At 33.2% G+C, this 13,689-nt stretch carries 15 protein-coding genes; 6 read left to right on the plus strand and 9 right to left on the minus strand.

The features are described from left to right. Window positions 1-21: 21 nt before the first annotated feature. A complete protein-coding gene (locus tag J8M14_RS06385; RefSeq protein WP_211073768.1) occupies window positions 22-684 on the plus strand; it encodes a WG repeat-containing protein in 663 nt (220 codons plus the stop codon). Between the two features lies 1 nt (window position 685). Beyond that, window positions 686-1,447, plus strand: a complete 762-nt coding sequence (locus J8M14_RS06390; RefSeq protein WP_211073769.1) for an SDR family NAD(P)-dependent oxidoreductase — start codon at window positions 686-688, stop codon at window positions 1,445-1,447. 102 nt (window positions 1,448-1,549) lie between these two features. On the opposite strand, the gene J8M14_RS06395 is transcribed toward J8M14_RS06390, so the two are convergent. Continuing rightward, a complete protein-coding gene (locus J8M14_RS06395; protein ID WP_211073770.1) occupies window positions 1,550-1,918 on the minus strand; it encodes a spore germination protein GerW family protein in 369 nt (122 codons plus the stop codon). Between the two features lie 818 nt (window positions 1,919-2,736). Between J8M14_RS06395 and J8M14_RS06400 the strand changes: the two genes are divergently transcribed. Then, window positions 2,737-3,402, plus strand: a complete 666-nt coding sequence (locus tag J8M14_RS06400) for a peroxiredoxin (protein ID WP_211073771.1) — start codon at window positions 2,737-2,739, stop codon at window positions 3,400-3,402. A 138-nt stretch (window positions 3,403-3,540) separates the two neighbouring features. On the opposite strand, the gene J8M14_RS06405 is transcribed toward J8M14_RS06400, so the two are convergent. After that, entirely contained in the window at window positions 3,541-4,047 is a 507-nt protein-coding gene (locus J8M14_RS06405) for a nicotinate-nucleotide adenylyltransferase (RefSeq protein ID WP_211073772.1), read from the minus strand. A gap of 233 nt (window positions 4,048-4,280) precedes the next feature. On the opposite strand from J8M14_RS06405, the gene J8M14_RS06410 reads away from it, so the two are divergent. Next, a complete protein-coding gene (locus J8M14_RS06410; protein ID WP_211073773.1) occupies window positions 4,281-4,751 on the plus strand; it encodes a hypothetical protein in 471 nt (156 codons plus the stop codon). A gap of 28 nt (window positions 4,752-4,779) precedes the next feature. On the opposite strand, the gene J8M14_RS06415 is transcribed toward J8M14_RS06410, so the two are convergent. From J8M14_RS06415 to J8M14_RS06445, 7 genes are all read right to left on the minus strand, one after another. Then, window positions 4,780-5,733 carry a hypothetical protein gene (locus J8M14_RS06415; RefSeq protein ID WP_211073774.1) on the minus strand — a complete coding sequence of 318 codons (954 nt, stop codon included), beginning with the start codon at window positions 5,731-5,733 and terminating at the stop codon, window positions 4,780-4,782. A 55-nt stretch (window positions 5,734-5,788) separates the two neighbouring features. Then, window positions 5,789-6,289 carry a hydrolase gene (locus J8M14_RS06420; protein ID WP_211073775.1) on the minus strand — a complete coding sequence of 167 codons (501 nt, stop codon included), beginning with the start codon at window positions 6,287-6,289 and terminating at the stop codon, window positions 5,789-5,791. Continuing rightward, window positions 6,286-6,819: a hypothetical protein gene (locus tag J8M14_RS06425; protein ID WP_211073776.1), complete on the minus strand. Its 534-nt coding sequence runs from the start codon at window positions 6,817-6,819 to the stop codon at window positions 6,286-6,288. The genes J8M14_RS06420 and J8M14_RS06425 overlap by 4 nt, the downstream gene beginning before the upstream one ends. Window positions 6,820-7,468: 649 nt before the next feature. Next, the gene (raiA, locus tag J8M14_RS06430; protein ID WP_211073777.1) at window positions 7,469-7,771 is read right to left on the minus strand and encodes a ribosome-associated translation inhibitor RaiA; all 303 of its coding nucleotides are present in this window, start codon (window positions 7,769-7,771) and stop codon (window positions 7,469-7,471) included. Window positions 7,772-7,798: 27 nt separating this feature from the next. Continuing rightward, a complete protein-coding gene (locus J8M14_RS06435; protein ID WP_211073778.1) occupies window positions 7,799-8,401 on the minus strand; it encodes a hypothetical protein in 603 nt (200 codons plus the stop codon). Window positions 8,402-8,437: 36 nt separating this feature from the next. After that, the gene (gene ppsA, locus J8M14_RS06440) at window positions 8,438-10,819 is read right to left on the minus strand and encodes a phosphoenolpyruvate synthase (RefSeq protein ID WP_348772826.1); all 2,382 of its coding nucleotides are present in this window, start codon (window positions 10,817-10,819) and stop codon (window positions 8,438-8,440) included. Window positions 10,820-10,841: 22 nt separating this feature from the next. Next, window positions 10,842-11,228, minus strand: coding sequence for a hypothetical protein (locus J8M14_RS06445; protein WP_211073780.1), 387 nt, complete (start codon window positions 11,226-11,228; stop codon window positions 10,842-10,844). 115 nt (window positions 11,229-11,343) lie between these two features. Here J8M14_RS06445 and J8M14_RS06450 point away from each other — a divergent pair, with 115 nt between their 5' ends. Continuing rightward, a complete protein-coding gene (locus J8M14_RS06450) occupies window positions 11,344-12,426 on the plus strand; it encodes an HlyD family efflux transporter periplasmic adaptor subunit (RefSeq protein WP_211073781.1) in 1,083 nt (360 codons plus the stop codon). Beyond that, window positions 12,426-13,688 (plus strand): FtsX-like permease family protein, encoded by a 1,263-nt coding sequence (locus J8M14_RS06455; protein ID WP_211073782.1) that lies wholly within the window; start codon window positions 12,426-12,428, stop codon window positions 13,686-13,688. The genes J8M14_RS06450 and J8M14_RS06455 overlap by 1 nt, the downstream gene beginning before the upstream one ends. The last annotated feature ends 1 nt before the right edge of the window (window position 13,689 follow it).

Consider the following 13,689-nt stretch of genomic DNA (forward strand, 5'->3'; position numbering starts at 1 on the left):
TAATTCTTAAAACATATAGCAATGAAAAGTATACTAATTTTAATGATAAGCTTAATTGCTTTACCTTATGCAGGTTCTGCACAAGTTATAGAAGGTATTGATCAGATCACACCATTTCATGAAGATCTTGCGGCTGTAAAAAAAGGTGAAAAATGGGCATTTATTAATACCAAAGGAGAAATTGTTATTGATTACAGAGATGATCTGGTTTGGTCTTCATACTATGATTCTAAGTCCAAAAAGAAGAAAATCAAAAAAGAACCTGTAGAATATCCGGTTTTTAATGAGGGTAAATGTCTTATCAAAAAAATGACTGATGGTATTACATACTACGGTTATATCGACAAAACCGGTAAAACAGTAATTCAGCCAGAATACCTTAATGCTATACCATTTAACCAAGGGCATGCAATAGTTCTTAAAGTTTCTAAAGAAGAATTAGGTAAAAACGAATTGTTGGATAAAAAAGTAGTTTCTTATAGTTATGATGAAATAGTTATTAATTCTTCTGGTGATAGAATACTTCACTTAAAAGGTCCTGAGCACATCATTCTTACGAAGGATAAAATGAAATGGCCACCTGCAATAGAATCTTACTTAATATCTCCAAATCTAGCCGTGGCAAAAACCAAGGATGATAACTGGAAACTATTTCCTTTAATTACCTCTAACCAAAAATTGTGACATGAGTAAGTTAAAGGATAAAGTCGCTATAATTACCGGAGGAGCACTTGGTATTGGCAAAGCTACGGCCAAGTTATTTCTAGATCACGGAGCAAAGGTTATGCTAGTGGACATTAAAGAAAAAGAGCTTAAAGCTACTGTAGAAAAACTTAATTCACTCCTGGTAGACTATTGTGTTGCAGATGTATCTAAATCAAAAGATGTAAAACACTATGTAGCAGAAACACTCAAGGTATTCGGAAAAATTGATATTTTCTTTAACAATGCAGGTATTGAAGGTAAATCAATACCTATGGCAGAATATCCTGAAGACCTTTTTGATCAGGTAATAGCAGTTAATATAAAAGGTGTTTGGTTAGGTTGTCAAAATGTGATACCAAAGATGACAGATGGTGGTAGTGTAATTATTACCTCATCAGTAGCAGGATTAAAAGGGTTCAAAGGTTTAGGTCCGTATGTAGTAAGTAAACATGGAGAGCTTGGGATTATGCGTACTGCTGCATTAGAATTTGCAGAGCGAGGAATCAGAGTGAACTCTGTGCATCCCGGACCTGTACATACACGTATGATGCGTTCAATAGAAAAAAACATCTCTCCAAACCATCCAGAAGAAGCCCAAAAAGGTTTTGAAAACTTAATTCCTTTTGAAAGATATGCAGAACCTGAAGAAATAGCCAACCTGGTTCTATTTCTAGCATCAGATGATAGTAAATATATGACAGGTACTATGCAAGTTATAGATGGAGGAATGCTATTAATGTAATTAACAATCCGCAATGGTATTCAAATTGAGTTTTTACTATTTTAAAAACAAAAACTGAGTAAGCCTATAAATGCTTACTCAGTTTTATCTTTCCTTAAAAGTTTAAGCAGTCTCTTTTTCCTTATTTCTGCTCATAGCTATCTTTTCGATTAGGTCAGGCACCTTCTCAAATGCTGCTGCTAATCCGTGAGTTTTTCCTGCCTCAAGGAAAGAAATTTCATCTCCTTTGGTCACTAAAAAACCAACGGGCTCGATTCCAACTCCGGCTCCTCCTCCACCGCCTTGACCACTATATTTCTTATTTTCAGGGGCTTCACCGGCTCCAGATCCAAATCCCATACCTACTTTTATTACAGGTACACATATAAATTCACCTAATTCAAATTGTTCTCCAACAACTGTTTCAGTTTTTGCTTCAGACTTTATAAAGTCCGTAATCTTGTCTAATAATTCTTCAAAATGTAATTCCATGACTTTATTATTTAAAAATTAATGTATGATTTAATCAAGTATATTGGCCTATTCTTTAAACACAATACCAAACAATTTTTACCTTCAAAATTAATTCTGAAATTTGCTTTGGTGTAGTATTTCAGAAATGAAAAAACAGGATATAATTTTGCGTTAGAAATACAACTTCCTGTATCTATATCTAGAAACAATCTTTTAATTTTAAAAGATTTTAGCATTCTAAAACCTGTTCGAATACTAATTCTATTTTTACTTTTATTTTCGTTTTTCTTTCTTAATTTTTTCTTTTCACGTGGAGCTTTTTTCTTTAACGGATAGAAATAGAAATTCAAAAAAAACACCTTCAAATTTATTTTTAGAAATTCCTCCTTGTCTTCCAATATACTTGCCTTTAGTAAACCATGTAATTGTATGTAATATTGATTTGCAGTTGTATCAATATAAAGGGTAATCGGAATTAACAACAAATAAATTATCATTAAAAAAATCAGAATTAAAAGAATCGTTAAAACCATCTTTTAGTCTTTTTGCAAAGAAAATTCAATTAGTGGTATATAACTATGATTTTAGTCATATCAGAAAAAATTATTCAATAGATTATTTTTTATCATTCTCTAATGAATTAATTACACAGTTACTCCTAAAGGCTTGATGATTTGAGTTAATATGAAGCCTTTCTATTAAACGCTCTTTCTATCATAAATTTATATTGATAGCTAAAGCAAAAGATGATAATTATCATTTTATCAACAACTTATACAGAATAGTTTTATGTAATGAATAATATAAAATTTTTAAGTTATAAATAATTAAAGGTTATGGAAACAATAGAAAAAGAAATAAACATCATGCCCAGAATTGGTGATGATGCACCAGATTTTGAAGCAAATACAACTCATGGGGTTTTAAAATTTTCTGACTTTGCAGAAGGTAAATGGGTCGTGTTATTTTCTCACCCTGCAGATTTCACCCCAGTATGTACTACTGAACTTAGTGGGTTTGCAAAAAGAAAACAAGAGTTTGAAGTATTAAATACAAAACTTATAGGCCTAAGTATTGATAGTATACACTCCCACCTTGCCTGGGTAAATAATGTAAGAGAAAAAACGGGAATATATCTTGATTTTCCTATCATAGCTGATATCGATATGAAAGTGGCTAAATTATATGGTATGTTACAGCCTAACGAAAGTGAAACTGCAGCTGTACGAGCAGTATTCTTTATTGATCCGTATATGAAGATTAGGCTTATTATGTATTACCCTCTGAACGTTGGTCGAAATATGGATGAGATCCTAAGAGCACTGGAAGCTTTACAGGTATCTGACAAGCACAAAGTAGCCTTACCACTAAATTGGAAAAAAGGTAATAAAGTAATTGTCCCACCACCAAAAACATTAGAAGAAATGGAAAACAGAATACAAGATGAATCTTGTGAAAAAGTGGATTTTTATCTCGCCAGAAAGGATTTGCAGTTGAATTAATGACAAAGAATAAAATTCAAGGAGGAAATGTCCAAGCTTAGTAAAGTATTAAATATTGGCATTTCCTCCATGATACTAAAAAAAAGGAACCATCTCTTTAGATTGTTCCTTTTCTATAATTTTTGTTTCTAACAATGGTTAAAGAAAAATGCCATTTTCATTCATTTTTACCCGAATGACTTTCTCTCCATTTTTTAATTTAAGCTTGTAACTTTTTTTCGCACCTTTTTTTTCATGGTAATTCACAACATAAACATCTTGGGTAATAACCCAATTAGGAAATCTTTTCTCTACAGCCTTGATTACTTGAGTTGGTAATTCGATATCCTTAAACCTTTCGGCAGTACGTATAACATTACCTTGCTTGTCATAGGCCGCCAAGATTTTTCCTTCTGGAATATAAAAAGAGACATAATAAAGATCGTAATCATCTTGGTAAAAATCTGCATTTTGTAAATTGAAAGTAGCAACTTTACGTTCCAGTAATTCTACTGGAACTGCTACTTCTTTAGAATCTACTTTGTCCAGATATTTATAGTTAGTTGCACTTATAAATACCTCCGATAACTGTTCTGTTCTTTCTTGAGTAAAAGAATAGGTGGTACATATAATAATAATGAGTAACGCTAATATTGTTTTTTTCATGATTTCTAAAATTTTAACACTAAACCGATGATTTTAAAAATAGTAGGATTATCGTTAAAAAAATATGATAATTATCATTGAAGAGAAACTACTGAAGTATTAGATCATTTGTCTTTTTTAAACTTTTAAAATATTTTGATAAAAACAATATGGATTATCGAATACAGGCTGATAAAAATCATTTCATTTTTCCCTGTTCAGAGGTACATTAAGTTTTAAAATCTGAAAAAACAATGATTCGAAGTACATTTTTAATTCCAGTACTATTATTACTAGTAACAATAATGACACAAAGCTGCGGGCCGATAGTGATTTCCTCCAGACCTGATGCTCCACTCCCGCCTTGGTTCTATCCTAACCGTGTAGAAGTAGTAAGATATGTATACTTTCCTGATCACAATATTTATTATGATATTTCTTTAAGACATTACATTTATTTTGAAAATGACGTATGGATCACGGTTAATGTATTACCACCAAGATATCAATATATCAATCTAAATAGAACTCGATATGTGCGAATCAGGAATTATCATGGAGATAATATTCGTAGTTATCACAGTACCAATAGATATTATAACCATAGTAGAAGTGCCCGAAGTAGGTATGATAGAAGCAGAAGCTCCACTACTCGAAACAAGGATAGCAGAACAAGAAGTAATACTGATCGTTCAAGAACAAGGAATAGGGATAGTATCTGGTGATGAATATTTTTTAATTATCCAATACAAATCATATAACCTTTAATATCCATCTGTATTTTTCTATTTTATAATACTTTAATACGCGTAGTGCTTTCAAGGTGTTCCATCTGCTTGGTTTTCCAGCTTTTTCCATTTCAAAGTGTACTTTACCGGGATGTTTAGATTGTACATTCCAGGTCGAATTCTTTTTTCGTTTTTTTTGTAATACTTGTATTGCTGGGTTCATTCTGTCGTCCCATTGTACCTTGGAATGTTGAAAGTGGTCTAAAGCTCTAAGAATATTATATCGCCATCGACTTGGATATGTCAGCTTAAGAAAGTTTTTATTTATTATTTCTCCGGTTCTGTCAGAGAGAAATAACCGGTGCAATAGAATAAACTCAGTGGATGATTTCTTCACTTGTTTTAATTCTCCTAATCTGTATGTATAACCTTGGATCTCATACTCCGCTATTCCTTCCAATACAGATATTGTTGTATGTAAAGAACTGTGGACAGTCTGAAATCTATTAGACCTGCAATTAAACCCGCCATCCGGCATTATTTGGGTGAGTATACAATCAATAACTGATCTTAAATCGTATTCATTTGCTTTAAAGTAGGAAGCATAGTTTAAAAACATTCCATTGACACATAGATCACTTAATTGATTTAGGCCAAAGGGCGAAATGCCTCCGTCATTTGCTTTTTCATTTTGGAGGATAATTTCAATGGAATCTTTTATGAGTTGATTATTTGGGGAAATGCAGAGGTTTCGCAAATCAAGAAGTGTATAGTGAGATGAGGTCCATTTGGGTTGATAGAATGTTTTTCCCCAATGACCTTCTTCATGCCGTTTCGAGAGAAATTTAGCCCCAAATCCTTCTTTAGAAATTCTGTTCTGCAAGTCTTTTCGTTCCTTTGACAAAAGATCCCTGTGAACCTGATATTGTACAGACACGTCTCCTTCTAGTAACCATTTTATGATCTTATTGTTTTTCATTTTTTTGGCCTATACTATTAATGTATAATATCCCAATATGTAGTTATCTCATTCTTTATACTTCTGCAAACAGTACCATATAGTTATGACCTTTACTTTTTGCGCATTTTGGACAATAGGCATAGTGTACATAGTAATCTTTTGCTTTTTTATGTTGACTCTCTAAATAGATATTCATTTTTTTTATGTATTTCGGCATATCCTTAGGATGACCATCAAAAACCTTGGTCATAAACTCTCCTGAGAGATGAACATTTCTTGCTTTGGCAACCTCATCGTCTACAGATAGGTACATATCTGATCGAAATGGATGTGGGTCGTTAAATAATAGTAAAATATCTTCTTTGTTCTCTGATATACTATGAGCATCCTCTGCCTTTTGCATCATTTGAGTAATCTTTTTTCCAAGTTTCTTGAAAAAAGGCACATGAAATATAGCAGGCACTGATGATTTGATAAATGGTTTTTTATTCCAATCAAAAGTTTTCTCATCCCATTTTTCGATACTGAATTCTGGGCAACATTCGCCATTATCCTTTTTTTGTATTGCATTCATGATAGCTCTTCTTCAGTTAAGTAATGATTTAGTAGCATTTGATATCCTTCCTCCTGTTTGAATTTTCTTAAATCTTCACTGGTTACTTTGTAAGCACCTTTACTCTCCTGTTCTGGAGTAATGATCATTCTGGTCTCTAATTCTATAATGACCTTAGGTTTATGATTTACCAATTTTTCTAATTGATCAGCAATCTTTTCTTTTTGTGTATCACGGCCGCTGCATAATGTTATAAACGAATAGTTTTTTAAATGCTGCTTATTGTTCCTGATAAAGGTTTTCATAGGATGTGCTATCTGATAATTCCAGATGGGTGCGATCAAAAATATATGTGCATAGCCTTCCAAATCGATAGTGAGGTCATTGATCTTTGGAAAACGATTAAACAACATATCAAGCATGATCCTGAACATCCCACGTTTTTTAGGCTCTAATATTTGAAACAAATCCGCTCCAATATCTTCTACCAGGTCTTTGGCTAACATTTCATTATTCCCTGAAAAAGTAAAATAGATGATACACGTTTTCATAACTGTTATATTTTAAAAATGTAATATTTGGACAAGCATTCTAAATTTCGATAGAAACCAAAATAGAAACAATGATATTGATCAGATGCACGAGTATTTTACTTACGAATATCTTAACCTAGTATCATTATGAGCTAAAGAAGAAATACATAGAATTTACAAAATCAATTTGGTTGATTACAAACTATACTGTCTTGTGAAGATAGTTTGTTTTTTTAGAAAATTTGAACATAATTTCAAAACACTTTTCTATAGGATGGTAGGAATTGCAACAGGAGTAATAATGACATCTGGTGTAATATCCTTTGTGATCAATAAGACCAAATGGAGAGAGGTTTTTGAAATAGAAACTCAAAACTGATAATCACGAAAACAGAAACAGGTAAGTGAAAACCTACCTGCTTCCTTGAAGATATTAATAATATGATCAAACACTTACAGTATTTCTAAAGAACACTTTATTACTAAAGTGGTTAGAACACAAGGTCTAAAAACACCTTTAACATCTCCTATGATCTCTATCACATTGCTATAATAAAAATCAATTTCTTTAACTATTTAGTACAAAGAACCATTTTTTTAACTACAGAACTAAAGTATATTTTTTATCATCTATGAAATATGATAAATATCAGTTTTTGATTTTTTCTTACATATACGGTTTCATTTCCTGCTTTCGTTTTTTTAGCTGTCGTTCTAGGTCACTAAGTGTTTCTTTAAACGCCAACTCATAATTTTTTTCATTAGAAGTTGCATAAATTTTAGGACCAGATAAACTAAGTTCAATATCACAAATCTTTCCTTTCCCTTTAGGGTCATTTTCTTTTTTAAAAAACACATCAGATTTAATCACCCAATCATATTTTTTGTAGAGCTTATTTAGTTTTTCATGTACATACTTTTCCATAGTTTCACTCGTAGGCATTTGTACAAATTGAATATTCGTTTTCATATAATTATTGTTTTAAATTTTAAAATATTATTCTAGTCCTTTTACATTTTCACTTACCTCTTTTCCAAAAGTGTTTGCCATTTCTACGGCTATTTTAATATTTGATCTTTTTGTTTTTGATTCTGAATTGGGCTTCATAAGCCAAAACGTTCTAGAGCCGATCAGCACAGCTTCTTTCTGTTTAATCAGATCCTCAAGTATTCGTTGTGACCTCTTTGTTGAGCCACTTCCCAAAGTAATTGCAACTACTTTCTTTCCTCGTAGGTCATCATTATTTCTAATATAATCACTTATGGCTTTATCAGGAGTCCAATTATAAGTGTTTGCGCAAAACACATATAAGTCGAATGGTTCTTCTGAATTTTTGGCAGCAGCAACAGTTACTATTTTTGACATCCATCCTTTTTCGGCCAGTCCTTCTGCAAAAGATCTGCTTATTTTTTCATCCAAATTATATATTGGATCAGGATCATATATGATAAATGCTTTTTGTTCAGCATCAGATTGACCTATAATAATTGTCTTTTCTGGCCCTTTTTTACCTACTACAATAGAAAGTATTATCCATATCATCAAAGTTAACCCTAATACTACCAGTATATTTATCATTATTCTTTTTCTTCTTCGCATCTTAAACGGTTAACGATTGTACCCAAGTAGTTCTATTTAGTTTGCAATGGCAGTAGTATAGGACTCTGCTTTATTAATATTTTCTATCCCTTTTAGTATAGCATCGGGGTTAAAAGAAACGCTATCGATACCTGCTTCTACTAAAAAAGAAGCATATTCTGGGAAGTCACTAGGTGCCTGCCCGCATAGTCCAATCTTTTTCCCCAAATAATTGGCTTTTTCTATAGCCATTGTAATCATCTTTTTCGTTGCTGGATCATTCTCATCAAAAACAGATGCCATTAATTCTGAATCCCGGTCAATACCCAAAGTTAATTGAGTCAAATCATTGGAACCAATAGAGAATCCGTCAAAGATTTTAGCAAATTCTTCAGCCTGAATCACATTACTTGGAATTTCGGACATAACATACACTTCCAGTTGGTTTTCTCCTTGTTGAAGTCCGTACTCTGCCATGATTGCTATGACTTTCTCTCCTTCTTCTACAGTTCTACAGAATGGAATCATTACTTTAACATTGGTTAATCCCATATCCTCCCTTACCCTCTTAATGGCTTTACACTCTAATCCAAAACCTTCTCGATACAAATCACTATAGTATCTTGAAGCTCCCCTAAAACCGAGCATTGGATTCTCTTCCTTAGGCTCAAATTGTCTACCTCCGATAAGGTTAGCGTATTCGTTGGTTTTAAAATCACTCATACGTACAATGACTTCCTTAGGATAAAAAGCCGCTGCCATGGTTGCAATACCTTGTGAAAGTTGATCCACAAAATACTCCTGCTTATCGGTATAACCATGTGTTAGCATTTCGATCTTTGTCTTTGCTTCTGAATTTTCTATTTGATCAAATTTTACCAATGCCATAGGGTGTACCTTGACCATATGAGTAATAATAAATTCCATTCTTAATAAACCGATCCCATCATTAGGATAAAACGAAAGCTGAAAAGCTTTTTCAGGATCTGAAAGAATGAACTTGGCTTCGGTATTAGGAAGTTTAATTCTATTGAAATCTATTTCTTTCTTTACGTATGGTAAAGCACCTTGATAGATGTACCCTGTTTTACCCTCTGCACAACAGACGGTAACAGTCTGTCCTTCTTTGATTCCTTGTGTAGCACTATTAGTTCCCACAACGGCTGGAACTCCTAATTCTCTTGCTACAATAGCCGCATGACTTGTTCGCCCTCCTCTGTTAGTAACGATAGCTCCTGCTTTTTTTAGTAGTGGATCCCAATCTGGACTAGTAACATCAGTGATAATGATGTCTCCTTCATGAAGTTTATGAGAGTCCTTTGGTGTTTTTAATATCCGTGCAGTTCCTACCGTTATTTTAGAACCAATAGCATTTCCGACTGCCAGCACTTCTCCTTTTTCTTGTAGTTGATATTCTACATGTACCTTTCCACTCTTTGAATGATGTACCGTTTCAGGTCTGGCTTGTGTAATAAATAACTCTCCGTTTACACCATCTTTGGCCCATTCGATATCCATTGGTTTTTGATAATGATGTTCAATAGCCATAGCCCATTTAGCTAGTGTAATAACCTCTGCGTCTGAGAGTACATATTTTTCTTTCTTCGAAAGTGGTGTACTTATGTTTACAACAGAAGAATTTTTTCCATAATCTGCATAGATCATAGTTTTTTCCTTATCTCCTAGTTTTTTTTGTATAATAGCTTGTTTACCCTGTTGTAATGTGGGTTTAAAAACATAAAACTCATCAGGATTTACGGTTCCTTGAACAATATTCTCCCCTAACCCCCATACTCCAGACAAGTGAATAATATTTTTAAACCCAGACTCTGGTTCTATAGTAAAACCTACTCCCGAACATCCTTTATCTGACCGTACCATTCGTTGAACTCCAACCGATAATGCGATATCATGATGCAAGAACCCTTTATCTTCGCGATATTTTATTGCCCGATTGGTGTAGAGAGAAGCAAAACATTTTTTAATCGCTGTTAACAAAGCTTCTTCTCCTTTGATATTTAAGAATGTATCGTGTTGCCCTGCAAAACTAGCTTCGGGCAGATCTTCTGCTGTGGCACTGCTGCGTACCGCTACCGCAATATCCTTCCTTTCTCCTAACTTATTATAGGCTTCGACAATAGACGCTGAAAAAGCTTCAGAGAAACTTCCATCAAATATGAGCTTTCGAGCAATCGAACCAATCTCATTAAGGTTTGAAAAATTCTTTCTATCCAAACCTTTTAAAAGATTCTGTAATTGTTCTGCTAAGCAATTTTCTTTCAGAAACAGCCAAAATGCATCAGCAGTTGTAGCAAATCCATCCGGAATACTAACCCCTTGGGGAGACAATTGATTGATCATTTCACCAAGTGAAGCATTTTTCCCTCCTACCGAGGCTATATCTTTAATTGTAATTTCTTTAAATTTTTTAACAAACATATCCATAGCTGAGCGTTAACATTTAATAGGGCACCAATTTATAGGCAGCATTTAACAGGAATACTCCAGTTAAAAATAAGAGCACATATAGTATCTGCACTAATTTTATATTGATAAATTCCAGCCACTTACCTGTACCCGTTGGAAAAATAAATAACAATAATCCCATTCCTAAGGCAATCCAACCGATGGCTGTAATGATAAACTTCCAGTTAGGTTCCCATACATTGTGAAAAAGTATATTAAGTAATCCTACAAGAATGGCAACAAAGGAGGTTATGATTAGAAACTTCTGGTCTTTTAAATCTTCGAAAATCTGCTTTATCCTGGATGGATTAAAACTCAAAATGAAGAAAAAAATAATAAGATACCACCCCCAGAACTTCGCTAAAAAAACAGACACATCCATATTCTTTAATTTTTATCATCTATTCAAAAATAGTAGCTCTCCTTCATTTTAAATATGATAAATATCATTCCGAAAATCACGGCTATCCCTGAAATTTGAATCAAAATTAAAACCTATGAACAAGCCTGTTTTGGTGATTCTGTTTAGTGTGCTTATAGTATCCTGTAACAGTAAAGAAGAAAGAATACTTCCGGCCATAACCGATATTACCGAATCGGTTTATTCCTCAATAATCATACAACCTGATAGTTTATACGAAGTACATTCAGTTGTAAATGGTATTTTGGATAAAAACCTGGTAGAAGAAGGAGATCTGGTAACCAAAGAGACCCCGTTAATCCAAATTATCAATAATAGTCCTAAATTAAATACAGAGAACGCCAAACTATCTCTTGAGCTCGCAAAAAACAATTATCAAGGTAGTGCTGCAATACTTAGAAGTATTCAAGAGGAAATTGATGCCGCTATCTTAAAAATGAATAATGATTCTATCAACTATTGCAGACAAAAAAATCTTTGGGATCAGCAAATTGGATCTAAAGTAGCATATGATACTAAAAAACTAGCTTATGAACTTTCTACAAATTCACTAGATCTGCTAAAGAACAAATATGATAGAACTAAGGAAGAATTAGAAACACAATTGAAACAGGCAGAAAACAATTATAAAACTTCCCTTATAACTACTAAAGATTTCACAATTAGTAGCAAGATCAATGGTAAGGTATACGCCTTATACAAAAACCCGGGAGAAATCGTAAATACTATGGAGCCTATAGCATCTGTAGGCAGTACTACAGTATTTGTTATAGAGATGTTGGTGGATGAAGTGGATATTGTAAAGATTAAAAAAGGCCAAAAGGTAATCATCACATTGGATGCGTATAATGCAGAGGTGTTTACTTCCAAAGTGAGTAAAATTTATCCTAAAAAAGACGAACGTAATCAAACTTTTATGGTTGAAGCCTTGTTTGACAGAACTCCAGAAGTTTTATACCCCGGATTATCAGGTGAAGGAAATATCATCATTTCGAAAAAAAAGGATGTGCTCACAATTCCAAAACAATATCTGATTGATGATACCAAAGTAAAAACTGAAAATGGGATTATAGAAATTGTCACCGGATTACAAAGTATGGATACCGTAGAAGTTGTATCAGGAATCACCAAAGAGACCTGGATTTATAAACCTAAATAATGATCAACTGGAAAGTCATATTGAACATTGCCAAAACACATCTGCTGACTAAAATCAAGCAAACCGCAACCGCTGCTCTTGGAGTGACATTTGGCATTGGAGCATATATTACCCTGGTATGTTTTATGACCGGGCTTAATGGAATGCTCGATGATTTAATTCTTAATCAAACCCCGCATATTCATATCTATAACGAAATAGAACCTTCTGAAAAACAACCGGTCGATCTATATCATGAACTTGAAAACACCCTTAACATAGTACATTCTATTAAACCAAAACAAAGTCAGAAACGTATTCACAATGTGCTTCCAATCATTAATTATTTAAATAAAGACCCTCAGGTTCGCGGCGCAATTCCACAGATAAAAACACAGGCTTTTTATATCGCAGGATCGATTGAAATAGGTGGAAATATTACTGGTGTTGATATTATGAAAGAGGTAGAACTTTTTAACTTCAAAGACTATATTGTAAAAGGCGAACCACAAGATTTAAAAAACAATGAGAATGGAATTTTATTGGGATCAGGAATTGCAGATAAAATGTCTCTTGATATAGGTGACAGAGTACAGATAAGTCCTATTAAAGGGGACGTTTTTCCATTAAAAATAGTCGGTATCTATCAAAGCGGTATAGCAGATATTGATAATATTCAAAGTTTTACTAATATAAAAACTGTACAACGAATCTTAGGTGAGGCCGAAAATTACATTACTGATATTAATGTAAAACTATATGATATTGATAATGCAATTCCTTTATCCAAGAAAATTGAACAACAGTTTAAACTCAAAGCAATTGATATTAATACTGCTAACGCCCAGTTCGAGACAGGAACAACTATTAGAAATCTAATTACATATGCTGTTTCCATCACTTTACTAATTGTAGCAGGATTTGGTATTTATAACATACTCAATATGCTTATTTATGAAAAGATGAACGATATAGCAATCCTAAAAGCAACGGGGTTTTCTGGTAAAGATGTACAAATGATCTTTATGAGTCAAGCCATGATCATTGGAGTAGTTGGAGGAATTTTAGGTTTACTCATCGGTTTTATATTATCCAATATCATTGATCAGGTGCCTTTTCAGACAGAGGCATTACCTACTATAGAAACATACCCAATAAATCATAATCCTTGGTTTTATGTTATAGGAATAACATTTGCGATGATTTCAACTTTTATGGCAGGCTTTTTACCTTCTCGTAAGGCAAAAAAGATTGACCCGGTTAAAATCATAAGAGGCCAATAAA

Origin of the sequence: Aquimarina sp. MMG016 (assembly GCF_018100805.1) — a bacterium.
Lineage (GTDB): Bacteria > Bacteroidota > Bacteroidia > Flavobacteriales > Flavobacteriaceae > Aquimarina.